Annotated in this window: 22 protein-coding genes and 2 pseudogenes; 17 read left to right on the top strand and 7 right to left on the bottom strand. The window is 72.2% G+C overall.

Annotation, left to right across the window (positions count from 1 at the left end):
- Positions 1-50 precede the first annotated feature (50 nt).
- The 10 genes from OHB56_RS10535 to OHB56_RS10490 all read left to right on the top strand — a co-directional run bounded on the left by OHB56_RS10535 (position 51) and on the right by OHB56_RS10490 (position 12,055).
- On the top strand, positions 51-986 hold the full coding sequence (locus OHB56_RS10535; protein ID WP_326752013.1) for a sugar ABC transporter permease: 936 nt from the start codon (positions 51-53) through the stop codon (positions 984-986).
- Entirely contained in the window at positions 983-1,885 is a 903-nt protein-coding gene (locus OHB56_RS10530) for a carbohydrate ABC transporter permease (protein WP_406352843.1), read from the top strand. The genes OHB56_RS10535 and OHB56_RS10530 overlap by 4 nt, the downstream gene beginning before the upstream one ends.
- On the top strand, positions 1,882-3,162 hold the full coding sequence (locus OHB56_RS10525) for a Gfo/Idh/MocA family protein (RefSeq protein ID WP_406352841.1): 1,281 nt from the start codon (positions 1,882-1,884) through the stop codon (positions 3,160-3,162). The genes OHB56_RS10530 and OHB56_RS10525 overlap by 4 nt, the downstream gene beginning before the upstream one ends.
- Positions 3,159-4,004 carry a PmoA family protein gene (locus tag OHB56_RS10520; protein WP_326752010.1) on the top strand — a complete coding sequence of 282 codons (846 nt, stop codon included), beginning with the start codon at positions 3,159-3,161 and terminating at the stop codon, positions 4,002-4,004. The genes OHB56_RS10525 and OHB56_RS10520 overlap by 4 nt, the downstream gene beginning before the upstream one ends.
- On the top strand, positions 4,001-5,596 hold the full coding sequence (locus tag OHB56_RS10515; protein ID WP_406352839.1) for a family 43 glycosylhydrolase: 1,596 nt from the start codon (positions 4,001-4,003) through the stop codon (positions 5,594-5,596). Before OHB56_RS10520 ends, OHB56_RS10515 begins: the two co-directional genes overlap by 4 nt.
- A gap of 211 nt (positions 5,597-5,807) precedes the next feature.
- Entirely contained in the window at positions 5,808-7,172 is a 1,365-nt protein-coding gene (locus OHB56_RS10510; protein WP_406352837.1) for an ABC transporter substrate-binding protein, read from the top strand.
- A 153-nt stretch (positions 7,173-7,325) separates the two neighbouring features.
- The gene (locus tag OHB56_RS10505) at positions 7,326-8,132 is read left to right on the top strand and encodes a rhamnogalacturonan acetylesterase (protein ID WP_364741927.1); all 807 of its coding nucleotides are present in this window, start codon (positions 7,326-7,328) and stop codon (positions 8,130-8,132) included.
- 107 nt (positions 8,133-8,239) lie between these two features.
- Entirely contained in the window at positions 8,240-9,601 is a 1,362-nt protein-coding gene (locus OHB56_RS10500) for a polysaccharide lyase family 1 protein (RefSeq protein WP_406352834.1), read from the top strand.
- 193 nt (positions 9,602-9,794) lie between these two features.
- Positions 9,795-10,964 carry a pectinesterase family protein gene (locus OHB56_RS10495; RefSeq protein ID WP_406352832.1) on the top strand — a complete coding sequence of 390 codons (1,170 nt, stop codon included), beginning with the start codon at positions 9,795-9,797 and terminating at the stop codon, positions 10,962-10,964.
- Positions 10,961-12,055: a dienelactone hydrolase family protein gene (locus tag OHB56_RS10490; protein WP_406352830.1), complete on the top strand. Its 1,095-nt coding sequence runs from the start codon at positions 10,961-10,963 to the stop codon at positions 12,053-12,055. The genes OHB56_RS10495 and OHB56_RS10490 overlap by 4 nt, the downstream gene beginning before the upstream one ends.
- A 30-nt stretch (positions 12,056-12,085) precedes the next feature.
- On the opposite strand, the pseudogene OHB56_RS10485 reads toward OHB56_RS10490, so the two are convergent.
- The 3 genes and pseudogenes from OHB56_RS10485 to OHB56_RS10475 form a co-directional block, all read right to left on the bottom strand.
- A pseudogene (locus tag OHB56_RS10485) lies at positions 12,086-13,177 on the bottom strand (glycoside hydrolase family 43 protein); the annotation flags it as partial.
- A gap of 140 nt (positions 13,178-13,317) precedes the next feature.
- On the bottom strand, positions 13,318-14,103 hold the full coding sequence (locus OHB56_RS10480; protein ID WP_406358998.1) for a hypothetical protein: 786 nt from the start codon (positions 14,101-14,103) through the stop codon (positions 13,318-13,320).
- A 2-nt stretch (positions 14,104-14,105) separates the two neighbouring features.
- Positions 14,106-14,681 (bottom strand): SigE family RNA polymerase sigma factor, encoded by a 576-nt coding sequence (locus OHB56_RS10475; protein WP_326752002.1) that lies wholly within the window; start codon positions 14,679-14,681, stop codon positions 14,106-14,108.
- Between the two features lie 297 nt (positions 14,682-14,978).
- Between OHB56_RS10475 and OHB56_RS10470 the strand changes: the two genes are divergently transcribed.
- Entirely contained in the window at positions 14,979-16,430 is a 1,452-nt protein-coding gene (locus OHB56_RS10470) for an NCS2 family permease (RefSeq protein ID WP_406352828.1), read from the top strand.
- A 216-nt stretch (positions 16,431-16,646) separates the two neighbouring features.
- Here OHB56_RS10470 and OHB56_RS10465 read toward each other — a convergent pair whose 3' ends face one another.
- Together OHB56_RS10465 and OHB56_RS10460 are read right to left on the bottom strand one after the other, a co-directional pair.
- Complete coding sequence (locus OHB56_RS10465; RefSeq protein ID WP_406352826.1) at positions 16,647-17,129, bottom strand: GNAT family N-acetyltransferase; 483 nt, start codon at positions 17,127-17,129, stop codon at positions 16,647-16,649.
- Positions 17,130-17,131: 2 nt separating this feature from the next.
- The gene (locus OHB56_RS10460) at positions 17,132-17,905 is read right to left on the bottom strand and encodes an IclR family transcriptional regulator (RefSeq protein WP_326751999.1); all 774 of its coding nucleotides are present in this window, start codon (positions 17,903-17,905) and stop codon (positions 17,132-17,134) included.
- 150 nt (positions 17,906-18,055) lie between these two features.
- Here OHB56_RS10460 and OHB56_RS10455 point away from each other — a divergent pair, with 150 nt between their 5' ends.
- The 6 genes and pseudogenes from OHB56_RS10455 to OHB56_RS10430 all read left to right on the top strand — a co-directional run bounded on the left by OHB56_RS10455 (position 18,056) and on the right by OHB56_RS10430 (position 22,890).
- The gene (locus tag OHB56_RS10455; RefSeq protein ID WP_326751998.1) at positions 18,056-19,585 is read left to right on the top strand and encodes an aldehyde dehydrogenase (NADP(+)); all 1,530 of its coding nucleotides are present in this window, start codon (positions 18,056-18,058) and stop codon (positions 19,583-19,585) included.
- 101 nt (positions 19,586-19,686) lie between these two features.
- Positions 19,687-20,295, top strand: coding sequence for a DUF1349 domain-containing protein (locus OHB56_RS10450; protein ID WP_326751997.1), 609 nt, complete (start codon positions 19,687-19,689; stop codon positions 20,293-20,295).
- Between the two features lie 97 nt (positions 20,296-20,392).
- Positions 20,393-20,698: pseudogene (locus tag OHB56_RS10445) on the top strand (GNAT family N-acetyltransferase); the annotation flags it as partial.
- 77 nt (positions 20,699-20,775) lie between these two features.
- Entirely contained in the window at positions 20,776-20,904 is a 129-nt protein-coding gene (locus OHB56_RS10440; RefSeq protein WP_406352823.1) for a hypothetical protein, read from the top strand.
- Between the two features lie 74 nt (positions 20,905-20,978).
- On the top strand, positions 20,979-21,689 hold the full coding sequence (locus OHB56_RS10435) for a DsbA family oxidoreductase (protein ID WP_406358996.1): 711 nt from the start codon (positions 20,979-20,981) through the stop codon (positions 21,687-21,689).
- Between the two features lie 139 nt (positions 21,690-21,828).
- Positions 21,829-22,890 (top strand): aminotransferase class V-fold PLP-dependent enzyme, encoded by a 1,062-nt coding sequence (locus tag OHB56_RS10430; protein ID WP_406352821.1) that lies wholly within the window; start codon positions 21,829-21,831, stop codon positions 22,888-22,890.
- A gap of 140 nt (positions 22,891-23,030) precedes the next feature.
- Here the strand turns inward: OHB56_RS10430 and thpD are convergent, their stop codons facing one another.
- Positions 23,031-23,942 carry an ectoine hydroxylase gene (thpD, locus tag OHB56_RS10425; protein ID WP_326751994.1) on the bottom strand — a complete coding sequence of 304 codons (912 nt, stop codon included), beginning with the start codon at positions 23,940-23,942 and terminating at the stop codon, positions 23,031-23,033.
- A gap of 6 nt (positions 23,943-23,948) precedes the next feature.
- The gene (locus OHB56_RS10420; RefSeq protein WP_055591917.1) at positions 23,949-24,347 is read right to left on the bottom strand and encodes an ectoine synthase; all 399 of its coding nucleotides are present in this window, start codon (positions 24,345-24,347) and stop codon (positions 23,949-23,951) included.
- Positions 24,348-24,410 lie beyond the last annotated feature (63 nt).

Raw genomic sequence — 24,410 nt, 5'->3', positions numbered from 1 at the left:
GCGCTTCACCTCCGCACAGCACGACGTACACCGAGAAACGGAGAACAGTCATGGCCCAAGCCGCAGCCGTGGCGAAACCGCCCACGCCACCGAGGCGGCGCCGTGCCTCCGCCACGCCGCGCAGACTGCCCTACCTGCTGATCGCCCCGGCCGGTCTGCTCATGCTGGGCTTCATCGCCTACCCGGTCATCAGCGTCTTCTACTACAGCCTGCAGAACTACAACCCCACCAAGCCGTGGCGGAACGGCTACGCGGGCCTCGACAACTTCGTCCACCTCTTCACCGAGGACCCGCTGTTCTGGGACACCCTGGTCTTCAGCGCCAAGTGGGTCGTCGTCGAGGTCGGCCTCCAGCTGATGTTCGGACTCGCGCTGGCGCTCATCGTCAACCAGACCTTCGTCGGGCGGGGCGTCGGCCGCGCCCTGGTCTTCTCCCCGTGGGCCGTCTCCGGCGTGCTGACCTCGGCGATCTGGGTACTCCTCTACAACTCCCAGACCGGCATCACCCGTTACCTCGCCGACATGGGCATCGGCGAGTACGGCACCAGCTGGCTCTCGGACACCTCCACCGTCTTCTCGGCGGTGGTCGTCGCCGACCTGTGGCGCGGCGTCCCCTTCTTCGCCATCCTCATCCTCGCCGACCTCCAGTCCGTCTCCAAGGACCTGTACGAGGCCGCCGAGGTCGACGGGGCCAGCCGCTTCCAGCAGTTCACGCACATCACGCTGCCCCACCTCAAGGACGCCATCATCCTGTCCACCCTGCTGCGCGCGGTGTGGGAGTTCAACAACGTCGACCTGCTCTACACCCTCACCGGCGGCGGACCGGCCGGCGTGACCACGACGCTCCCGCTCTACATCGCCAACACCAGCGTCGACGCCCACAACTTCGGCTACGCGTCGGCCCTCACCACGGTCGCGTTCGTGATTCTGCTCTTCTGCTCGATCGTCTACCTGCGGCTGAGCAAGTTCGGAGGCGAAAGCAAGTGATCACCAAAGAGGCCTCCCCGGCCGCCCCGGCCCCCGCGCGCTCCGCCGCCGAGCCGCCGAGCCGTCCCGCGAGGAAGAAACACCGCGCCTGGGACGAGGTGCCCCGCTGGCACATCTACCTCCCCCTGGGCATCTACCTCCTGTTCACCCTCGTCCCCTTCTACTGGATCCTGCTCTTCGCCCTGCGCCCGGCCGGCTCGACCTCGCTGGTGCCCTGGCCGATGACCACCGCCCACTTCGAGAAGGTGTGGACGGACCGGGCCTTCGGCACCTTCTTCCAGAACAGCGTGCTCGTCGGCGTCGCCACCCTGATCACGACGACGCTGGTCGCCCTGGCCGGCGGCTACGCGCTCGCCCGGTTCGACTTCCGCGTCAAGCGGGTCTTCATGCTCGCCCTGCTGTGCTCCCAGTTCGTGCCCGGCGCACTGCTCCTGGTCCCGCTGTTCGAGATCTTCGCCGGACTGCAGATGATCAACTCGCTCGGCAGCGTCATCATCGCCGAGACGGTCTTCCAGCTTCCGCTGTCGATGATCCTGATCAGCAACTTCATCAAGAACGTGCCGTACTCCCTGGAGGAGGCCGCCTGGGTCGACGGGTGCAGCAGGATGCGGGCGTTCCGGGTGGTCGTCCTGCCGCTGCTGCGGCCCGGACTGATAGCAGTCGGCTCCTTCGCCTTCGTCCACTCCTGGAACCACTTCCTGTTCGCCCTGATGTTCCTCAACAACCAGGAGAAGCAGACCATCCCGGTCGGTCTGAACACCCTGATGAGCGCGGACAGCGTCGACCTCGGCGCCCTCGCCGCGGGCGGCATCATCGCGGCCGTGCCCGTCGTGATCGTGTTCGCCTTCATCCAGAAGTGGCTGATCACCGGCTTCAGCGCGGGGGCGGTGAAGGGATGACCACACCCGAGCCCGCACCCCGGGCCGCCCCCGGGGCCGCGTCCGGCGCCACGCCCCGGCCCGAGCCGCTGCCCGTCGTGCTCGCCGGCGCCCGCGGTCACGGCCGCTGGCACCTCGCGAACATCCGCAGGCTCCAGGAGGACGGGCTCGTCCGGCTGGCCGGCATCTGCGAACTCACCCCGCTCACCGAGGACGAATACGAGGGCGAGCCACCCGAGCAGTCCGCCGACTTCGGCGCCCTGCTGGAGTCCACCGGGGCCCGGATCGCGGTCGTCTGCACCCCGATCCACACCCACACCGACCTCGCCCTCGCCGCCGCCGAACGGGGCGTGCACCTCCTGCTGGAGAAGCCGCCGGCACCGTCCTACGCCGAGTTCCGCCGGATGGCCGACGGGGTCGCCGCCGCCGGGATCGCCTGCCAGATCGGCTTCCAGTCGCTGGGCTCGCACGCCGTGCCCGCCATCCGCGCCCTGGTCGCCGACGGTGCCATCGGCCGGCCGACCGGGATCGGCGGCGCCGGGGCCTGGGTGCGTCCGGAGGACTACTTCCGGCGGGCGCCCTGGGCGGGCCGGCGCCGGCTGAACGGCGTCGACGTGATCGACGGGGCGCTGACCAACCCGCTCGCCCACGCCGTCGCCACTGCCCTGGCGCTGGCCGGCAGCACCCGGGCCGAGGACGTCACCGGCATCGAGACCGAACTGCTGCGCGCCCACGACATCGAGTCCGACGACACGTCCTGCGTCCGCGTCACCACCGCACAGGGCCGGCCGGTCACCGTCGCCGCGACCCTGTGCGCCGAGCGGGCCGACGACCCGTACGTCCTCGTGCACGGCACCAGCGGCCGGATCACCTTCTGGTACAAGCAGGACCGCGTCCTGGTCCAGCGCGCGGGCCACGGCCCCGAGGAACTCCACTTCGGCCGGACCGACCTGCTGGAGAACCTGGTCGACCACCTCGTCACCGGCGCTCCCCTGCTGGTCACCCCGGACGCCACCGGCGCCTTCATGAAGGTCGTCGAGGCGATCCGGCGGGCCCCCGACCCCGCCCCGCTGCCCGCCGGCGCCTGGCACCGCGTCCCCGGCGAGAACCGCCGCGTCGTCCCCGGCGTCGACGGACTCGTCGCGGCCGCCGCCGACACCCTGTCCCTCTACTCCGAACTCGGCGCCCCCTGGGCCCTGCCCGCAGGGCAGGCCGCACCCGGGTCCGCGCGGCAGTCCGGAGAACCGTCCGCACAGCAGTCCGCACCGCACCCGCCGAAAGAGGTGAGCACCCGATGACCAGTGACGACTTCGCGGTCCTGCGCGTTGCGGGCCGGCCGGTCGGCCGGTACGTCACCCGGCCCGAGCTGCCCCGCAGGCTCTCCCCGCGTCCGTATCTGCACCCCGTCACCACGCTGGCCGGCACGGCGGTCACCGAACTGTCCCCCGCGGACCACACCCACCACCTCGGCGTCGGTGTCGCCGTTCCCGACGTCGAGGGGCACAACTTCTGGGGCGGGCGCACCTACGTCCGCGACCGGGGCTCCACCGAGCTGGACAACCACGGCTCCCAGCGGCACACCGGCTTCCAGCTCCGGGACCCCGACGGCTTCGTGGAGGAGCTGCGCTGGGTCGCCGCCCCCGGCGAGCTGCTGCGGGAGCGCCGTACCGTCGCCGCCACCGGACTCACCGACACCGCCTGGGCGCTCGACTTCACTTTCTCCCTCACCAACGTCACCAAGGCCCCGCTCTCCGTCGGCAGCCCGGCCACCAACGGCCGCGCCGGCGCCGCCTACGGCGGTTTCTTCTGGCGGGCCCGCAAGGAGGAGAGCGATCCGGAGGTCTTCACCGCCTCCGCCGAGGGCGAGGAAGGGGTGCACGGCCGTCCGGCCGACTGGGTGGCCCTGGCCGGCGCCGGCTGGACGCTGGTGTTCGCCGGGGCCACGGAGGCGACCCGCCGCGACCCCTGGTTCGTGCGCGCCGCCGAGTACCCCGGTGTCGGCTCCTCCCTCGCCCACGACGCCCGGCTGCCGGTCCCGCCCGGGGAGACGGTGGTCCGCCGCGTCGTCACCGTCGTCGCCGACGGCCGCCTCGGCAGGGACGCCGCCGCCGCCCTGGTCCGCAAGGCGGTGAGCCCGTGAGCGCCTCGCCGACGGACCTCACCTACCGCAACCCGGTGCTCGACGCCGACTGGTCCGACCCGGACGTGATCCGCGTCGGCGACGACTTCTACCTGACCGCCTCCAGCTTCGGCCGCGTCCCCGGACTGCCGCTGCTGCACTCCCGCGACCTGGTCAACTGGACACTCGTCGGCCACGCGCTGCAACGCCTGGAACCCGAGAGCGGGTTCGGGGTGCCCCGGCACGACTGCGGGGTCTGGGCGCCGTCCCTGCGTCACCACGACGACCGGTTCTGGATCTTCTGGGGCGACCCCGACCAGGGCATCTTCCAGGTCAACGCCCCCGAGATCCGGGGTCCTTGGACCCGGCCCCACCTGGTGAAGGCCGGCAAGGGCCTGATCGACCCGTGCCCGCTGTGGGACGAGGAGACCGGCGAGGCGTACCTCGTGCACGCCTGGGCGAGGTCCCGCTCCGGCGTCAAGAACCGGCTCACCGGCCACCGCATGCACCCCCACGGCACCGAACTCCTCGACGAGGGCAAGGTGATCGTCGACGCCGACCGCATCCCCGGCTGGTTCACCCTGGAGGGCCCCAAGCTCTACCGGCACGACGGCTGGTTCTGGATCCTGGCGCCCGCCGGGGGAGTGGAGACCGGCTGGCAGGGTGCCTTCCGGTCGCGCGACTTCTTCGGCCCGTACGAGGAGAAGGTCGTCCTGGAGCAGCGGGACACCGACGTCAACGGGCCCCACCAGGGCGGCTGGGTGCGCACCCCGTCCGGCGAGGACTGGTTCCTGCACTTCCAGCAGCGCGGGGCGTACGGCAGGGTCGTGCACCTCCAGCCGATGCGCTGGGGCCCCGCGGGGAGCACCTCCCGTTCATGGGGGTCCCCCCGCTCGAGCGAAGCCGAGAGTGGGGGAGAAAGCGGGAGCGGGGGAGGCTGGCCGGTGATCGGGGACGACGGCGCACCCGTCGCCGAGCACCGCCGCCCGGACCTGCCCGCCCAGCCGGCCGCCGCGCCCGCCACCGACGACGACTTCCCCGGCGGCCGGCACGGCCGTCAGTGGCAGTGGACGGCCAACCCCCGGGACGGCTGGGCCACCCAGCACTCCGCCGACGGCCTGCGGCTGACCTGCGTCCGGACCGCCGACGCGCACGACCTGCGCACACTGCCGAACGTCCTCACCCAGCGGCTGCCCGGCACCCCGTGCACCGTCGAGGTGGACCTGCGGCTCGACAGCCCGGAGCCCGGAGCACGGGCGGGCCTCGCCGTCCTCGGGGACGCCTACGCCTGGATCGGACTCCAGCGCGGCACGGACGGCACGGCACACCTCGTGCACCGGTTCGCCGAGACGGTCGCCGAGAGCGAACGCGACGCCGGCCACCCCCGGCTCGCCCCCGAAGGCGGGGTCCGGCTGCGGATCGAGGCCGGCGCCGGGGCCCGCTGCCGTTTCTCGTACGACACCGGGGACGGCTTCCGTCCCTCCGGGCAGACCTTCGCCGCCACACCGTGGCGCTGGGTCGGCGCCCTGCTCGGCCTGGCCGCCCTCGCCCCGACGGGCCAGGGGCACGCCGGGACGGCGACCTTCACGCGGTTCAGGATCAGTCCCGCTTGACCACCCTCCTCCGTACGCCTGTTGGGAGCCGCAATGATGCACCTCCTGGGCAAGCGCTTGCTGATGCCGACCTCGATCCCGGGCACGATCCCGGCGCCCGCGCCGGCACCGCCCCCCACCTGACCGAGCCCCGCCGGACGACCACGAACGCCCCCCACACCCGCACGTCCCGCACCTCCCGTTGGAACCAGAACCAGAAGAGAGCCGACCAATGAAGATCAGCAATCGCAGAAGCAGCAGCACCGGCAGGCGCCGGACTCCGGTCGCCGTCGCCCTGGGCGCCGTGCTCGCGCTGACCGTCACCGCCTGCGGCGACGACGGCAGCGGCGCGGGCGGCGACAAGGGCGCCGAGGGCAGCGGCACGGGCAAGATCACCTTCTGGGACAGCAACGGCGGTGTCCGCACCGACATCTGGAAGGAGATCATCGCCGACTTCGAGAAGGCCAACCCGGACATCAAGGTCGAGTACGTCGGGATCGCCTCCACCGAGTACCAGTCCAAGGTCGACACCGCCATCCAGGGCGGCGGCCTGCCGGACGTCGGCGGTGTCGGCGCGGCGATGCTCGCGGGCTTCGCCGCCCAGAAGGCGCTCGACCCGCTGGACGACCGGCTGGGCGAGTCGTCCCTCGACGGCAAGCTGAACAAGGACATGGTCGAGTCGCTGCGCGCCGCCGGCGGCGGTGACGACAAGCTGTACTCGATCCCGACCTCCGCGAACAACGGTGTCCTCTACTACCGCACCGACCTGTTCGAGAAGGCGGGCCTCGAGGAGCCGACCACCTGGGACCGCTTCTTCAAGGCCGCGGACAAGCTCAGCGACAAGGGCAAGAACGAGTTCGGCTACACCATCCGCGGTGGCGCCGGCTCCATCGCCCAGGCCCTGGACGCGATGTACGGGCAGTCCGGCATCACCACGTTCTGGGACTCCACCGGTGAGAAGACCACGGTCAACGACCCGAAGAACGTCGAAGCGCTGGAGAAGTACGCGGGCCTGTTCAAGAAGGTCACTCCCGCCGCGGACCTGAACAACGACTTCACCAAGATGGTCGCGCAGTGGGACTCGGGCACCATCGGCATGCTCAACCACAACCTCGGCTCGTACCAGGACCACGTGAAGGCGTTCGGCGCCGACAAGTTCCGGGGCATCCCGCAGCCGACCGGACCCGACGGGGCCCGGGTCCAGGTCTCCAACCCGGTCGACGGGCTCGGCGTGTTCCAGAGCTCCAAGAACAAGGACGCCGCCTGGAAGTTCATCGAGTACGCCACCTCGCACGAGGCCAACTCGAAGTTCAACGAGTCCGCCGGACAGGTGCCGGCCCACCTCGACGCGGCCGAGGACGACTGGATCCAGAAGGCGGAGCCGACGAAGCTGGCCGCGGACGCGCTGAGCGACGGGTCGACGACGATCGTCCAGCTGCCGTACTACCTGCCCGACTGGAACACCATCTCCAAGGCCGACAACGAGCCCGGCTTCCAGAAGGTGCTGCTCGGGGACATGAGCGCCAAGGACTTCCTCGACGACCTGGCCGAGCAGCTGAACGAGGCCCAGGCCGAGTGGCAGGAGCAGATGGCCTGAGCCGCGTCCGGCGACACCGCGGGGCGGCCCGTCACCTCCGGGGCACGGGCCGCCCCGCGGCCGGCCGCGCCCGCCCGGCCGCGGCCCGCACACAGGTACAGTCCCGCGCCCCCCACGGGGCTCCTCCGGACCCTTGCTGAAAGGCACAGACTTGTGTCGCTCACTCGCAGACAGGTATCCGCCGCCGGTCTCGGCCTTCCCCTCGCCCTCGCCGTGACCGGCACCGCCCGGGCCGCCGCCGGGCGTCCCCGCCCCCGCACCCTCTACATCGCCGGGGACTCCACCGCGGCCCAGAAGTACGCCGACGCCGCCCCCGAGACCGGGTGGGGCACCGCGCTCCCCTTCCTGCTCCGCCCCGGCCTCGAGGTCGCCAACCACGCGGTGAACGGCCGGAGTTCGAAGAGCTTCGTCGACGAGGGGCGGCTGGACGCGATCCTCGCCGCCGTCCGGCCCGGCGACCTCCTGCTGATCCAGTTCGCGCACAACGACGAGAAGGCCACCGACCCGACCCGCTACACCGAGCCCTGGACGACGTACCGGGAGTATCTGCGGCTGTACGTCGACGGGGCCAGGGCCCGTGGGGCGCGGCCCGTGCTGGCCACCGCCGTGGAACGCCGGAGGTTCGACGCGGGCGGTGCCGCCGTGCCGAGCCACGGCGACTATCCGGCGGCGATGCGGGCGCTGGCGCGGGAGGAGCGGGTCGCGCTGCTCGACACCCAGGCCCTGTCGCTGGCGCTGTGGCAGGAGCTCGGGGCCGAGGAGACGAAGAAGTACTTCAACTGGACGGCGACCGAGCAGGACAACACGCACTTCAACCCGCCCGGCGCCATCGCCGTGGCGCGACTGGTCGCCCGGGAACTGCTGCGCACCCGGGTGCTCGCGCCGCGGGACGTGCGCCGGCTGGACGACGTGATCCCCGAGTCCTGGATCACCTGGCCGGACGGCGGCGCCACCGCCTGACCCGCCGGACCCGCCCCGCGCGCACCGTGCGAGGCGGGTGAGCCACGCGAGTGGCGCGCACGACGGTCCGCGACACCGACGGAACGAGACACAGGGAGACCCGCACCATGACCCGCACCCCGAACAGACGCAACTGGCATGGGCATGCCACGCTGAAAGCCGCCGGGCTGGCCGGCTGCACCGCCCTCGTCCTGGCCCTGACCGGCACCGGCGCCCAGGCGCACGGCGGCCACTTCGGTGACCACCCCGGCAAGCACCGCGACCCCGCCCGGCAGACACTCGGCGCGAACGACGGCTGGGCGTCCCACGGCACCGGCACCACCGGAGGCGCCGGCGCCGCCCCCGGGCACGTCCACACCGTCAGCGACTGGGCCGGCTTCAAGGCGGCCCTGGCGGACGGCGGCAGCGCGCCGAAGATCATCAAGGTGCGGGGGACCATCGACGCGGTCTCCGCCGGCTGCGACTCGCTCGCCGTCCCCGGCTACGGCTTCGACGCCTACCTGGAGAAGTACGCGCCCGAGACCTGGGGCCTGGAACAGGACCTGAGCGACGAACCCGACGACAGCCCCGAGGGCCTGCGCAGGGCCTCGGCGGCCCGGCAGAACACCACGATCAAGGCGAACGTCCCCGCCAACACCACGATCATCGGCATCGGGAAGAACGCCGGGTTCAAGGGCGCCAGCCTGCAGATCAAGGACGTCGACAACGTCATCGTCCGCAACCTCACCCTCGAGAGCCCCCTCGACTGCTTCCCGCAGTGGGACCCGACCGACGGCGACCGGGGCAACTGGAACTCCGAGTACGACACCGCCGTCGTGTACAACGCCACCCACGTCTGGCTGGACCACAACACCTTCACCGACGGCGAGCACCCCGACAGCGCGGCCCCCACCCACTTCGGGATGCTGTACCAGCAGCACGACGGCGAGCTGGACATCGTCCGCGGCGCCGACTACGTCACCGCCTCCTGGAACGTCTTCACCGAGCACGACAAGACGATCCTGATCGGCAACAGCGACGGCGAGTCCACGGCCGTCGGCGACCGGGGCAAGCTGAAGGCGACCTTCCACCACAACCTGTTCTCGAAGCTGGTCGAGCGCGCGCCGCGCGTCCGCTTCGGGCAGGTCGACGTCTACAACAACCACTTCGTGGCCGACGCGGGCTACGGCTACAGCTTCGGCATCGGCAAGGAGTCCCAGCTCGTCGCCGAGCACAACGCGTTCACCCTGGCGAAGGGCGTCAGCCCGGCCAAGATCCTCAAGCGGTGGAACGACTTCCCGCTCACCGCGCAGAACAACCTCGTCAACGGCAAGCGGGTCGACCTGATCGCCGCGCACAACGCGGAGATCCCCGAGGAGACCCTCCGGTCCGGCGCCGGCTGGACACCCACCCTGCGCGCCGACGTCGACCGGGCGCAGGCGGTGCCGGCGCTGGTCGAGCACGGTGCGGGAGCGGGCCGCCTCCACTGATCTCCTTCCCGCGCCCCTGACGCCGGGGCGGGCGCGTACCACCCCCACTGTGGCGCGCGCCCGCCCCGGTCCACCCCGCCCGCTCCGCTCGTCCTGTCCGTCCTGTCCGTCGCCCCGGTCCGCCCACCGTCGCCCGTCCGCCCCGGTCCGTCCGCCCCGGCCCGCCCGGTCCCGTACCGAAGGAGCCACCCGCATGCCCTCGCCCCACGGCCGCCCGCTGCCGTTCTCCTCGCGCACGTCCCCGCCCGTCTCCCGGCGGGGTCTCCTGCTCACGGGCGCCTCGGCCGCCACCGCGACCGCCCTCGCCCTGGCCGCCGCCCCCGCCCGGGCCGCCCACGGCCCGCGCCGCCCCTTCGGCCGGTACGGCTCGCCGGCCGACCGGCTGACCCCGGGGACCCTGTACGTGCACCCCGGCGGCGCGGGTGACTTCACCACCGTCCAGGCGGCCGTGACCGCCGCGACCGGCACCGGACGCGTCCTCGTCCTGGCCCCCGGCACCTACCGGGAGACGGTCTCCGTCGACGCCGACCGCACCGGCATGACCTGGATCGGCGCCTCCCGCGACCCCCGGGACACGGTGATCGTCCACAACAACGCGGCGGGTACCCCGAAGCCGGACGGCTCCGGCCCCTACGGCACCTCCGGCTCCGCCACCACCACCGTGCGCCCCGACGGCTTCACCGCCCGCCGGATCACCTTCGCCAACGACTGGCTGCGCACCGACCTCCCCGGCACCAGCGGCACCCAGGCCGTCGCCCTCAAGGTGCAGGGCGACCGCAGCGCCTTCACCCACTGCCGGTTCCTCGGCCACCAGGACACCCTGTACGCCGACTCCCCGTCCCCGGACACGTTCGCCCGCCAGTACTTCTCCCACTGCTACGCCGAGGGCGACGTCGACTTCGTCTTCGGCCGGGCGACCGCCGTCTTCGAGCACTGCCACTTCCGCACCCTGATCCGCCCGGACCTGACCGGCGCCCCGTACGGCTTCGTCTTCGCGCCCTCCACCGCCGGCGCCAACCCGCGCGGCTACCTCGTCACCAGGAGCACCGTCAGCAGCGAGGCACCCGACGGCTACTACAAGCTGGCCCGCCCCTGGGTGCCCAGCTCCGACACCACCGCCCGCCCGATGCTCACCGTCCGCGACACCCGCCTCGGCCCCGGCATCGACGCCGTCGCGCCCTACACCGCCATGGCAGCCGGTCACCCCTGGCAGGACCAGCGCTTCGCCGAGTACCGCAACACCGGTCCCGGCGCCGTGGTCACCGTCCCGGAGAACCGGCCCCGGCTCACCCGGGCCCAGGCCGCCGCCCACACTCCCGAGACCTACCTCGGCGACTGGCACCCCCGGCCGGCCGCGAGGTGACCTCTCCTTCCGCCCCCGTCCCCGGCCCGCCCGGACTCCACCAGGTCCTCAAGGACGACCTGACGTTCCCGCTCGCCTGGGGCGCCTCACCCGTCCGGGACTTCGACGCGTGGCGGCGGGCGGCCCGGGGAAAGGTCGAGGAACTGCTCGTCGTCGACGACCAGGACGGCACGCCGTACGCGCCCGAGTTCGCCGCGGGTCCCGCCGCCCCCGACGACTCCGCGGGAAGCGGCTTCACCCGCGAGTCGGTGACCCTCTCGCTCACCCGGTACGGCAGGACCCGCGGCGTACTGCTCACCCCGTACGGCACCGGGCCCTTCCCGGCCGTGCTGCTCCTGCACGACCACGGCTCCCGCTTCGACATCGGCAAGGAGAAGTGCGTCCGGCCCTGGTACGACGACACCCGGCTCGCCTCCGCCGAGCAGTGGGCCGCGCGGCACTTCGGCGGACGCTTCGTCGGCGACGCACTCGCCCGGCGCGGCTACGTCGTGCTCTGCCTGGACGCCCTCGGATGGGGCGAGCGGGGGCCGTTGGCCTACGAGCGGCAGCAGGAACTGGCGAGCAACCTCTTCCACCTCGGCTCCTCGCTCGCCGGACTCCACGCCCGCGAGGACCAGCGCGCCGCCGCCTTCCTGGCCGGCCTCGACCGGGTGGCCGCCCGCCGGGTGGCCGCCCTGGGCTTCTCCATGGGCGGCTACCGGGCCTGGCAGGCGGCCGCGCTCAGCGACCACGTCGCGGCCGCGGCGAGCGTGTGCTGGATGACCGGGCTGAAGGACATGATGGTGCCCGGCAACAACACGCTGCGCGGGCAGTCGGCGTTCCACATGCTCCACCCCGGCCTCACCCGGCACCTGGACATCCCCGACGTGGCGAGCATCGCCGCACCCCGGCCGATGCTGTTCTTCCACGGCGGGCTCGACCCGCTGTTCCCCGCCGACGGCGTGCGGACCGCCTACGACAAGCTGCGCACCGTGTGGCACTCGCAGGGTGCCGGGAGCCGGCTGCGGCTGAAGACGTGGCCGGACCGCGGCCACGTCTTCGACGGCGCGATGCAGGACGAGGTCCACGCCTGGCTCGACGCCGTCCTGTGACGGCGGCCGGCCGGGCGGCCCGGACCCCTACGGGTACGCGGCCAGCAGCCGGTCGTACTCCGCCCGCGTCACCGGGATCACCGTCCCGTGCCGGGGACTGGCGGGCAGCCGGTAGCCGGTGGACGGTGTCCAGCGGCCCGAGGCGAGGTCGGTCGTCTCGAAGGGGAGATAGCCACGGCCCCCGTACTCGTCGATGAACAGGTACCACTTCTCCTCGGTGTTGGACTTGAACACCGTCGGCCCCTCGCCCCGGCTCATCGCCCCGCTGCCGATGCAGTCGGCGACGAAGGCGTACGACGTCGAGGTCAGGTCCGCCGCCTTCTCTCCGGTGATGAACTTCGAGCACGGGGAGCCGGAGGACGGGTCGCGCTCGTCCTTGGTGTAGCGGTAGTAGGCGCCCCGGTGTTCGACCACCGTGGAGTCGATCACCGAGTAGCCGGGGTCGTTCCACACCTTCGGCTCGCTGAAGGTGCGGAAGTCCCGCGTGGTCGCGTAGAGCATCCTGTTGTACGTCGATCCGGTGTGGCCGGGGTCGTCGGCCGCGTACAGCTTCGACGCCCAGAAGACGACGTACGCGTTCCGCGACGCGTCCCAGTGGGCCTCGGGCGCCCAGGTGTTGCCGGCGCTGTCGGGGGAGACCCGCACCAGGCGCTGGTCGGTCCAGTTCACCAGGTCGATGGACTCCCACACCATGATCGACTTGCTGCCGTGCCGCTGGACCTCGTCCCAGCTGCCGCTGCTGTTCCGGTACATCCTGAGATCGGTGGCGATGAGGAAGAACCGGTCGCCCTCGGGGGAGCGGATCACGAACGGGTCGCGCAGCCCCTTCTCACCGGTCGTGGAGGTCAGCACCGGCTGCCCGCCGTTGAGTTCGCGCCAGCTCAACGCGTTGTCGCCGCGGCTGAGGGCGTAGCGGATCTGCTCGCCGTCGGCGGTGCCCTCGCCGGTGAAGTAGGCGAAGAGGTATCCGGCGTACCGCGGGGCGCTCGGGGCGGCCCCGGGGGCCTCGGCGTGGTTCACGGGTGCGGCTCCCGGGTGCGCGGTGCCCGGTGGTGCGGCGAGCAGGGCGAGGAGGAGGGCGAGGAACGGGACCAGAAGCGTGCGGGCGGTAGGGCGACGCATGACACTTCCTGTGGGGGGCTGATGGATTCTGTTGAGTGGGTGTCCTCGGAGTGTCGCCAGGGGGAGCCGGAGGGTCAACGGGGTGGCGGGAGCCGAAAGTTTCGGGGGTGCCGCCCGCCGGTGGACGGGCCGGCTCCGGGTCACGACCCCGAATCCCCGGCGCTGTCGGGGGCGTCGGCGTCATCGGCCGTGAATCCGCCCTTCACGGAGAGCCGCTCGCCTCCCGCGGTGGCGGCCGTCGCCGTGCAGGTGTCCTTCCGCGCGTCGCGGCCGCCGCGCGCATGGTCGTACTGGCCGGCGAACACCCACTCGCCCGGCGGGACCGTGCGGCCCTCCCTGAGGGTCCAGGTGTAGACGAGGAACCCGCCCCGCTCGCCCACCGTGAGGACGAAGTCCTCCTCGGGCAGCGACCGCCAGGCACCCGTCGACGAGACCCCGCCGGTCTGTGCGACGCGCAGCCGCACGGTCAGCGCGGTCAGCCGTTCGCCGGTGCGCAGGGCGACATCGCTCTGCGCCCAGAACTCGTTGCTGTGCGGGTTCACCGCACCGTCCGCACCCAGCGGGCCGCCCTCGGAGCCGGCGGACGGCCGCACCGCGTCGGGCGTCTCCGGTGCCGGTGCCGAGGGCGGCGCGGAGGCCGTCGCCGGGGAGACCGCCACCTGGCGCTGCGGGGGAGTCCGGGCGTCCTTCACCGCGGACGCCGCCGTGTAACCGCCCGCCGCGAGCACCCCGGCCACCGCGGCCGTCGCGCCCACCACCCGGATCCAGCCCGGTTCCCGGGGACGCGCCTCCCGGCGGACCGGCCGGTCCGGCCCGGCCATGCCGCGCTCCACCCGGGCCAGCATGCGTTCCCGGCCGGGCCGGTGCGCCCCGGCCGCCTCCCGCAGCCGGGCGCGCACCTCCTCGGGCACCTCGTCCCGCCGCATCGTCACCGGCCCCCTCCCACGGCAGCCTCGCCCCACGCGGCATGCGCCGCGTGCACCCGTCGCGGCACCTCGGGCGACGGCGTGCCCAGCAGCCGCTGCAGTTCGGCCATCCCCTTCGAGGTCTGACTCTTCACGGTACCCACCGAGACACCCAGGGCCAGCGCGGTGTCCCTCTCCGACAGGTCGAAGGCGTGCCGCAGCACCACACACGCCCGCTTGCGGAACGGCAGCCGGCGCAACGCCTCCCGCACGTCCACCACCCCCGCGACGTCGGGGTTCTCGGCCCGCTCCTCGCGCTGCGACCAGAACAGGGCGATCCGGCGCCGCTCGCGCACCGCGCTGCGTATACGGGTGCGGGCCAGATTGGCGACCACGCCCCGCGCGTACGCCGCCGGATGCTCGGCGGCGCGCACCCGGTCCCAGCGGTGCCACAGCGCCAGCAGAGCGTCCGCCGCCAGGTCGTCGGCGGTGTCCGCCTCGCCCGTCAGCAGGGCGGCCAGCCGCGACAGTTCGGCGTAGTGACGCTCGAAGAAGGCATGGAACTCCGCGGCGGTACTGCCGTCCACGACGGTGCCCACGGACGACCAACTCCCCTCGCGGCGGACCCCGGGCGCCCGACGGGCGCCAACTCGGGTGTGTGCAGGCTTTGTTCACTGTTCGATGCCGTGCGGACTGTGCGGACCGTACGGATCGCGCGGCCCGTACGGAGGGTCGAACGCTGTGTGACCGGTCGGCATGCGATTCCGTAACAAGGAGAACACCTGAACGCGATGCGGCGTGGGCACAATCCAGCCAGCATCCGTACAGGGATCACTCAGGCGTCGACGAGCACCGATGATCGACGGCAACCACTCAGGCATCGAGGAGAGTTCGCCATGTCCGACTCGCAACAGGTGGCCGACAAGCCGGAATCCCGGCCCCCGGCGGGGAACGGCGTCGACCGGTTCTTCAAGATATCGGCACGCGGTTCCACCGTCGGCCGGGAGATACGCGGCGGTTTCGCCACGTTCTTCACCATGGCCTACATCCTCGTCCTCAACCCGCTGATTCTCGGCAGCGCGAAGGACAGGTTCGGCGAACAGCTCGACCCGGTCCAGCTCACCACCGCCACCGCCCTGGTGGCCGCCGTCATGACGATCATCATGGGCGTCGGCGGCAACCTTCCCCTCGCGCTCGCCGCCGGGCTCGGGCTCAACGCCGTCGTCGCCTTCCAGGTCGCCCCGCTGATGGGCTGGGACGACGCGATGGGCCTGATCGTCCTGGAGGGCCTGCTCATCTGCGTGCTGGTGGTGACCGGCCTGCGCGAGGCCGTCATGCACGCCATCCCGCAGGCGCTGAAGCAGGCGATCGGCGTCGGCATCGGCCTGTTCATCGCCCTCATCGGCTTCGTCGACGCCGGGTTCGTCACCCGTGTCCCGGACGTCGCGAACACCACCGTGCCGGTCCAGTTGGGCGGCACCGGCACCCTCGCGGGCTGGCCGATGCTCGTCTTCTGCGCGGGCGTCCTGCTGACCGTCGCGCTGCTCGCCCGCAAGGTGCGCGGTGCCATCCTCGTCAGCATCGTTGTCATGACCCTGGTGGCCATGGTCATCAACGCCCTCGCGGACGTGCCCACCTGGGGGCTGACCACGCCCGCGTGGCCCGACTCGGTGGTCTCCGCCCCCGACTTCGGCCTCATCGGCGACTTCAGTCTGTTCGGCGCCTTCGGGCAGGTCGGCGTCATCACCATCGTCCTGCTGGTGTTCACCCTGGTGCTGTCCGACTTCTTCGACACCATGGGCACGGTCGTCGGCGTCAGCGCCGAGGCCGGACTGCTGGACGAGCAGGGCAGGGTGCCGAACCTCGGCCGGGTGCTGCTCATCGACGGTGCCGCGGCCGTCGCCGGCGGCGCGGCGTCCTCCTCCTCGGCGACCTCGTACGTCGAGTCGGCGGCCGGCGTCGGCGAGGGCGCCCGCACCGGGTTCGCCAACCTGGTCACCGGCGGGCTGTTCGCCCTGGCGCTGTTCCTCACCCCGGTGCTGACCATCGTCCCGCTCCAGGCGGCGGCTCCCGCCCTGGTCGCCGTCGGCTTCCTGATGATGACCCAGGTCAGGCACATCCCGTGGGACCGGTACGACATCGCCATCCCGGCCTTCCTCACCATCGCCGTCATGCCGTTCACCTACTCGATCACCAACGGCATCGGCGCCGGCTTCGTCGCCTACGTGCTGATCCAGGCGGTGCTGGGCAGGGCGAAGGAGATCCACTGGCTGCTGTGGGGGACCTCGGCCCTGTTCCTGGTGTACTTCGCGATCGACCCGATCGAGCAGATCCTGGGTGTGAAGTAGGGCCCGTCCGGCGGTCGGCGGAGCGTCCGGTCCGGCATACGGCCGGGCCCGGCGCCGACGGAAGGCGACGGGCCGCCCCGGGGGGATGGGGCGGCCCGTCACCTGTTCAGACGGCTGGCGGACCGGAAAGGTTCAGCGCCTTGACGAATTGATCGCCCGGAACCCGATTTCGGTCAACTGGCCGCTCGGTGAACGCCGTTCGGGGAGCGGCAGGGGTCAGACGGCCGACGTGAGGACGAGTTCGTCGGTCTCGGCGCCCCGTGCCGGCGCGTACCCCGTCTCCCGTGCGACGACCCGGAAGCCGCACTTCTCCAGGACCCGCAGCGACCCCGCGTTGTCCGCGGCCACGCGCGCGTGCAGCGGGCGCTCGGTCACCTCGGCCGGCAGGGCGCGCAGGGCGGCGGTGGCGATGCCCCTGCCCCAGTGCGCGCGGTCGACCCAGTACGTCACCTCGCGCTCGCCCGGCGCCCCGTACACCGCCGCGTGGCCCACCACGTCGCCGTCGCACAGCACGGTGCGCACAACGACGTCCGGCGCGGTGCGGATACGCGCCCAGTGGGCCTCGAACGCCTCCCGGTCGGCCGGGTCCTCGGCGGTGAAGGCCGCCATGCGCAGCGCCTGAGGGTCGTTCGACTGCCGGTAGAAGACCGGCAGATCACTGTCGTGCACCGCGCGCAGCGCGATCTTCGGGTCGGTCACGGTCAGAGCCTCCGGGTGGCCAGCGTCAGCCGGTCGCGCGCGTCGAACAGGGCGTCCTTGACCATCTGCTCGTGCGCGGGGGTGAGCCGGGCGACCGGCACCGAGCAGCTGATCGCGTCCCGCGCGGGGGTGCGGTACGGGATCGCCACCCCGAAGCAGCGCAGCCCCAGCGTGTTCTCCTCGCGGTCCACCGCGAAGCCCTGCTCCCGCACCTGGTGCAGCTCCTCGATGAGCTTCTCCCGGTCGGTGATCGTGTGCTCGGTGAGGGCGGGCAGCGTCTCCGGGAGCATCTTGCGCACCTGCTCGTCCGGGTACGTGCTCAGCAGCGCCTTGCCGAGCGACGTCGAGTGCGCGGGCAGCCGACGGCCGACCCGGGTGAAGGGGCGCAGATAGTGCTGCGACTGCCGGGTGGCCAGATACACCACGTTGGTGCCGTCGAGCCGGGCGAGGTGGATGGTCTCCGTGGTGTCGTCCGACAGCCGGTCCAGCGTGGGCCGGGCCGCCGCCACGACCTCGTCCCCGTCGATGTACGACGTGCCCACGAGCAGTGCCCTCACGCCGATGCCGTACCGCGTGCCCGTCGCGTCCGTCTCCACCCAGCCGAGGTCGACGAGGGTGCGCAGCAGCATGTAGAGACTCGACTTGGGATAGCCGACGGCCTCCTGGACCGCCGCCAGGGAGTGCATGCCGGGGCGCCCGGCGAAGTACTCGAGCAGTTCAACGGTCCGCACCGCGGATTTGACCTGCGCGCCGCCGCCCGTCTCGCCAGCCGACATGCCCTTGACCCTTCGTTCGACGAGGAGCTGAAGTTATAGTCTCCAACAGCATATTCATCACCAGAGACAGCGTTCAGTATATCGAACACTCCTGGTGGATGACGTACATACTGCGGCATTGCAAGCGGCAGTCAAGCGGAGGGACTCGCGGTGGCAGCAGCACCAGTCTGGAGTGTCGACCCCCGAACCGGGAAGCAGCGGGAACAGGTCGCGGTGGAGGCCACGGCCCAGGAGGTGGACGCCACCGTCCGGGCCGCCCACCAGGCACGGGGCGCACTTGCCGACCGCACCGTCCGCTCGGCCCTCCTGCGCTCGGCCGCCGACGAACTCGAGGCCGCCAAGGGCACGCTCATCGAGGTCGCCGATGCCGAGACCGCCCTCGGACCGGTCCGCCTCACCGGCGAACTCGCCCGCACCTGCTACCAGTTGCGCGCCTTCGCCGACATCGTCGACGAGGGCGCCTTCCTCGACGTCGTCATCGACCACCCCGACGACACCGCGACCCCGCCCGTCCCGGACCTGCGCCGCCACAAGGTCCCGCTGGGCGTGGTCGCCGTCTACTCGGCCTCCAACTTCCCCTTCGCCTTCTCCGTCCCCGGCGGCGACACCGCGAGTGCCCTCGCGGCCGGCTGCCCCGTGGTCGTCAAGGCCCACCCCGACCATCCCGGCCTGTCCGAGCTGGTCGCCAAGGTGCTGCGCCGGGCGGCAGCCCGGCACGGCGTCCCCGAGGGCGTGCTCGGTCTGGTGCACGGCTTCGAGGCCGGCGTCGAGCTGGTCCGGCACCCGCTGGTCGCGGCGGCCGGCTTCACCGGCTCGGTGCGCGGCGGCCGGGCCCTCTTCGACGCGGCGGCCGCACGCCCGGTCCCGATCCCGTTCCACGGGGAGCTGGGCTCCCTGAACCCGGTCCTCGTCACGGAGGCCGCCGCCGCCGAGCGCGCCGAGGCGATCGGTGCCGGGCTCGCCGGCTCGATGACGCTCGGCGTCGGCCAGTTCTGCGTGAAGCCGGGTCTCGTCCTCGCCCCGGCGAGCGCGGCCGGCGACCGCCTGGTCAAGTCCCTGACCGACGCCGTCAGCGACACCGACGCCGGTGTCCTGCTCGACCACCGCATGCGCGACCACTTCGTCGCCGGGGTCGCCGAGCGGACCCGGCTGCCCGACGTGGAGTCCCCGGTGACGCCGGGCGCGGGCGGCGAGCACACCGTCAGCGCCGGCTTCCTCACCGTGCCGGCGAGCAGGCTCGCCGCGGAGGGCGAGCACGACCTTCTCCTGGAGGAGTGCTTCGGCCCGGTCACCGTCGTGGTCCGCTACGAGGACGACGCGGAGGTCCGCGCCGTCCTCTCCCGCCTCCCCGGCAACCTCACCGCCACCGTCCACCTCTCCGAGGAGGAGGGCGCGGGGCAGGGCCGGGGCGCGGAGATCCTCGGCGAGCTGACCCCGCTCGCCGGCCGGGTGCTCGTCAACGCCTGGCCGACCGGTGTCGCGGTCGCCCCCGCCCAGCACCACGGCGGCCCCTACCCGGCGACGACCTCCACCTCCACCTCGGTCGGCGGCACCGCCATCGAGCGCTGGCTGCGCCCCGTCGCCTACCAGAACAGCCCGCAGGCCCTCCTGCCGCAGGAGTTGCGGGACGACAACCCGCTCGGGCTGCCCCGCCGGTTCAACGGCCGCCTGGAGCGCTGACCGCGCACGGCGGAGCAGGTTCGACCGCGTGCACAGGGGGTCCGTCCGGCACGATCCGCCGGACGGGCCCCCGCGCGCGGGGAACCTGCGAGACTCCCCCCATGGACGTGAAGCTCCCAGAACTGCCGTTTCCCCTGCGCACTTACGGTCCCGACGGACACTGGTCCCACGAGGACGGCGTCCTCACCGGCTGGGCCGGACCGCGCCAGGACCGTTTCGTACCGCCCACCGGGGAGGCCCTGGACCCCGCCGCCGACGCACCCCGGCTGCTGGGCGCTCCCGAGGGCGACTTCCAGCTGATCGCCCGGGTCACGGTCGGCTTCGCCGCCGCCTTCGACGCCGGAGTGCTCTACGTCCACACCGGCGAGCGGAACTGGGCCAAGCTGTGCCTGGAGTACTCCCCGGACGTGCCCACCATCTGCACGGTCGTCACCCGGGGCCACTCCGACGACGCCAACTCCTTCACCGTGGACGGCAGTTCCGCGTGGCTGAGGGTCAGTCGCACCGGCCGCGCCTTCGCCTTCCACGCCTCCCGCGACGGCGAGCACTGGACCTTCGTCCGCCTCTTCACCCTCGACGCGGAGAAGGAGGCGGGAGCCGCCCTCATCGGCTTCATGACCCAGTCCCCGATGGGCGAGGGCTGCGTGGTCACCTACGACCACATCGAGTTCCGGCCGAACTGGCCGCAGGACCTGCGCGACGGCAGCTGAGAGCGGGAGCGGCGGGAGCGGCGGAGCCCTGTGGTCCGGGCGGGGCGCCACCGTCCGACAGGGAACCGCCGTCCCGCCCGCGCATCTCCTGAGCCGCATGACCGCAACGCGCCGGACCACGGATTCCCCGGTGACCAGGACCGCCCTCGCCGCCGAGGCCGCCGACATCGCCGCGCTGCACCCGAGGGCCCGCTCCGCGTACTGCCCGGACGGCATCCCCGAGGACGGAGCCGACCGGCCGGCCGTATGGAGGGAGGCCGTCACACGGCCCGAGGGGCGGGTCCTGTGCACGGTGCGGGACGGACACCTGACCGGCCTCGCCTGCTTCCGCACCCCGCCGGACGCTCCCGCCGGCACGGTCGAGCTGTTCCGGTGCCACGTCGGCCCCGACCACGGGCGCACCGGCATCGGCACGGCCCTGCGCACCGCCTGTGTCGAGGAACGGCGGGCGAACGGCCTGCGCACACCGCCGTACTCGACGTGCACGTCGACAACCGCCGCGCCCAGGCCTTCTGCGCCCGCCCGGGCCGGACCCCCGACCCGGCCCGTCCGCCCGCCCCCGACGACCACCACCACCTGTACCCGCGCTTCGCGGTGCCCGGGGAATGAACCGCACTGGTTGAAGGTTCACGCAGTCAGCGGAGGGAGTCTCCGTGCCCTACGACTGGGAGAGTGCCTCAACGATGCGTGTCGAGATCTGGTCGGACATCGCCTGCCCCTGGTGCTACGTGGGCAAGGCCCGTTTCGAGAAGGCGCTCGGCGAGTTCCCGCACCGGGACGACGTCGAAGTGGTGCACCGCTCCTTCGAACTGGACCCGGGCCGGGCCAAGGACGACACCCAGCCCGTCCTCTCGATGCTCACCAAGAAGTACGGCATGAGCCAGGCGCAGGCCGAGGCCGGCGAGGACAACCTGGGCGCCCAGGCCGCCGCCGAGGGGCTGCCGTACCGCACCCGGGGCCGTGACCACGGCGGCACCTTCGACATGCACCGCCTGCTGCACTTCGCCCGCGAGAAGGGCCGCCAGGTGGAGCTGCTCGACCTGCTCTACAAGGCGAACTTCGCCGAGGAGCGGTCCGTCTTCGGCGACGACGACCGCCTCCTCGAACTCGCCGGCGCCGCCGGCCTCGACACCGACGCCGCCCGCGCGGTCCTCGCCGACCCGGAGGCGTACGCCGCCGAGGTGCGCGAGGACCAGCGGGAGGCCGCGGAACTCGGCGCGCGGGGCGTGCCCTTCTTCGTCCTCGACCGCACGTACGGTGTTTCCGGCGCCCAGCCCGCCGAGGTGTTCACCCGAGCGCTGACCCAGGCCTGGGACGCGCGTCCGCGGCTGAAGACCGTCGAGGGCGAAGCGGAGATCTGCGGTCCCGACGGCTGCGCGGTGCCGCAGACCTGAACCGGCCGCGCCGAAACCGCCGAGCCGAACCCACCGCCTCGCGTCTTCGCAGGTCAAGACGTATCCATAAGGGTTCCTTGGCGGTTTCGTGCAGAACAAGCCGATGGACGGGGAGATCCCGGGGCCGCAGAGTGGTCCCATGGAGACCTTCGAGACCTTCGAGCATCTCGTCCGTGCCGAGTTCACCCCGAAGAACACCTTCCTGAACACCGCCGCCAACGCTCTCCTGCCCGCCCGCACGGTGACCGCTCTCGGGGACGCCGTGCGGCTGAGGGCCGAGGGCGGTCCGCTGGATCCGCTGTACGACGACGTCGAGGCGAGCCGGGCCGCGTACGCCCGGCTGGCCGGCGTCCCCGTCGAGCGCGTGGCGGTCGGGGCCGGCGTCACCCTGTACACCGCGCTGATCGCGGCCTCACTGCAGCCGGGCGCCGAGGTGCTCACCGTCGAGAACGACTTCGCCTCGGTGCTCAATCCGTTCCACGTCCGCGGCGACCTCAAGGTGCGGGCCGTGCCGCTGGAGCGGCTCGCCGAGTCCGTCGGCCCGGACACCGCCCTCGTCGCCGTCAGCGCCGTGCAGTCCGCCGACGGCCGGATCGCCGATCTGCCCGCGCTGCGGGAGGCGGCCCGAGCACACGGCGCACGTACCTACGTCGACCTCTCCCAGGCCATCGGCTGGCTGCCGGTCGACGCCGGTGCCTTCGACTACTCCGTCGCCATCGTCTACAAGTGGCTGCTGGGCCCGCACGGCGGAGCCTTCCTGGCCGTACCGGAGGACTTCGGCGACCTGGTCCCCGTACAGGCGTCCTGGGCCGCGGGGGAGGAACCCTGGGCCAGCTGCTACGGGCCCGTCGCCGAACTCGCCCACTCCGCCCGCCGGTTCGACACGAGCCCCGCCCTCTTCACCTACGCGGGGCTGCGGTCCTCCCTCGAACTCGTCGAGGAGATCGGGGTGGACGCCGTCCACGCCCACGACGTCGCCCTCGCCGACCGCTTCCGGGCGGGGCTCGTCGCGCGGGGCCACGAGCCCGTGCCCTCGCCCGGTTCGGCCATCGTGTCCGTGCCGGGACTGGGCCGTCTCCAGCCGGAGTTGAGCAGGGCGGGCTTCGCCCTGTCCGACCGGGCCGGCCATCTGCGGGCGTCCTTCCACCTCTACAACACCCCGGCCGACGTGGACCGGCTGCTGGACGCGCTGCCCGGCTGAGCCGCGCGTGCCCACCCGGGGCCGCCCGGGAGACCACGGGCTGCGCGGGCCGGGAACGGCAGCGGGCCGGTGCCCCCCGTCCCACACGAGGAGGCCCGGCCCGCAGCCATGGTCACGCCGGTGCGTTCAGGCCGACGTGGTCACCTCACCGGAGTGAAGTCCCGGGCCCCGATGTACTCGGGCCGCCGGACCGGCGCCGCGAACGGCTCCACGGCCGTGTTCTCGACGCTGTTGAACACGATGAACACGTTGCTGCGCGGGAACGGCGTGATGTTGTCCCCGGAGCCGTGCATGCAGTTGCAGTCGAACCAGGTCGCCGAGCCGGCCTTGCCGGTGAACAGCTTGATGCCGTGCTCGGACGCCAGCGAGGTCAGCCCCTCGTCGGAGGGCGTACCCGCGTCCTGCATCTGCAGCGACTTCTTGTAGTTGTCCTTCGGCGTGGCCCCCGCACACCCGAGGAACGTCTTGTGCGACCCCGGCATGATCATGAGCCCGCCGTTGGTGTCGAAGTTCTCGGTGAGCGCGATCGACACCGACACCGCCCGCATCCGCGGCAGTCCGTCCTCGGCGTGCCAGGTCTCGAAGTCCGAGTGCCAGTAGAAGCCACTGGCCCCGAAGCCCGGCTTGACGTTGATCCGCGACTGGTGGACGTACACGTCGGAGCCGAGGATCTGCCGGGCCCGGCCGACGACGCGCTCGTCGCGCACCAGCCGCGCGAACACCTCGCTGATCCGGTGGACCTCGAAGACCGACCGGATCTCCTTGGACTGCGGCTCGACGATCGACCGGTCGTCGGCCCGGATCGCCGGGTCGGAGACCAGCCGGTTCAGTTCGTCCCGGTAGACGGCCACCTCGTCGTCGGTGATCAGCTGATCGACGGCGAGGAAACCGTCACGCTCGAACGACCCCAGGCCGGCCGGAGCGATCGGGCCGGGGGCGTCGGGGGCGCCCCAGACGACCGGGTCCTGCCGGGGGGTGAGCACCTCGGCGTTGCCTCGGGTGGGATAGAGGTCGGGGACGTGAGTCTGGGTGCTGGCGGCAGCGGTGGTCATGGAACCTCACACCTCCTCGGTGAGCAGCGGGTATACGCCGTTCTCGTCGTGGTCCTCCCGTCCGGTCACGGGCGGATTGAAGACGCAGATGCAGCGGAAGTCCTTCTTGACCCGCAGCGTGTGCTTCTCGTGCCCGTCGAGGAGGTACATCGTCCCGGGCGTGATCGTGTGCGTCAGCCCGGAGTCGTGGTCGGTGAGTTCGGCCTCTCCTTCCACGCAGACGACGGCCTCGATGTGGTTCGCGTACCACATCGACGTCTCCGTACCGGTGTACAGGATGGTCTCGTGCAGGGAGAAGCCGACGTTCTCCTTGGCGAGGACGATGCGCTTGCTCTCCCAGGTACCGGACGCGGACTTCACGTGCCGGTCGGTACCTTCGAGCTCCTTGAAGGAACGGACAATCACGGTGTTGCGATGCCTCCTCGGTGATGGTGCCGGTGGTGCCCGCCGTCCGTCCGGGTCCCGGGC

Origin of the sequence: Streptomyces sp. NBC_01635 (genome assembly GCF_045209715.1) — a bacterium.
GTDB lineage: Bacteria > Actinomycetota > Actinomycetes > Streptomycetales > Streptomycetaceae > Streptomyces > Streptomyces hirsutus.
The sequence above is the reverse complement of the archived record's forward strand: the minus strand, read 5'-3'. Positions and strand labels throughout refer to the sequence as shown.

Excerpts from the sequence above, each read along its gene's own strand:
- OHB56_RS10535 (WP_326752013.1), top strand. The coding sequence starts at position 51 with ATGGCCCAAGCCGCAGCCGTGGCGAAACCGCCCACGCCACCGAGGCGG.
- OHB56_RS10525 (WP_406352841.1), top strand. The coding sequence starts at position 1,882 with ATGACCACACCCGAGCCCGCACCCCGGGCCGCCCCCGGGGCCGCGTCC.
- OHB56_RS10520 (WP_326752010.1), top strand. The coding sequence starts at position 3,159 with ATGACCAGTGACGACTTCGCGGTCCTGCGCGTTGCGGGCCGGCCGGTC.
- OHB56_RS10510 (WP_406352837.1), top strand. The coding sequence starts at position 5,808 with ATGAAGATCAGCAATCGCAGAAGCAGCAGCACCGGCAGGCGCCGGACT.
- OHB56_RS10500 (WP_406352834.1), top strand. The coding sequence starts at position 8,240 with ATGACCCGCACCCCGAACAGACGCAACTGGCATGGGCATGCCACGCTG.
- OHB56_RS10495 (WP_406352832.1), top strand. The coding sequence starts at position 9,795 with ATGCCCTCGCCCCACGGCCGCCCGCTGCCGTTCTCCTCGCGCACGTCC.
- OHB56_RS10480 (WP_406358998.1), bottom strand. The coding sequence starts at position 14,103 with ATGCGGCGGGACGAGGTGCCCGAGGAGGTGCGCGCCCGGCTGCGGGAG.
- OHB56_RS10470 (WP_406352828.1), top strand. The coding sequence starts at position 14,979 with ATGTCCGACTCGCAACAGGTGGCCGACAAGCCGGAATCCCGGCCCCCG.
- OHB56_RS10460 (WP_326751999.1), bottom strand. The coding sequence starts at position 17,905 with ATGTCGGCTGGCGAGACGGGCGGCGGCGCGCAGGTCAAATCCGCGGTG.
- OHB56_RS10450 (WP_326751997.1), top strand. The coding sequence starts at position 19,687 with ATGGACGTGAAGCTCCCAGAACTGCCGTTTCCCCTGCGCACTTACGGT.
- OHB56_RS10435 (WP_406358996.1), top strand. The coding sequence starts at position 20,979 with ATGCGTGTCGAGATCTGGTCGGACATCGCCTGCCCCTGGTGCTACGTG.
- OHB56_RS10430 (WP_406352821.1), top strand. The coding sequence starts at position 21,829 with ATGGAGACCTTCGAGACCTTCGAGCATCTCGTCCGTGCCGAGTTCACC.
- thpD (WP_326751994.1), bottom strand. The coding sequence starts at position 23,942 with ATGACCACCGCTGCCGCCAGCACCCAGACTCACGTCCCCGACCTCTAT.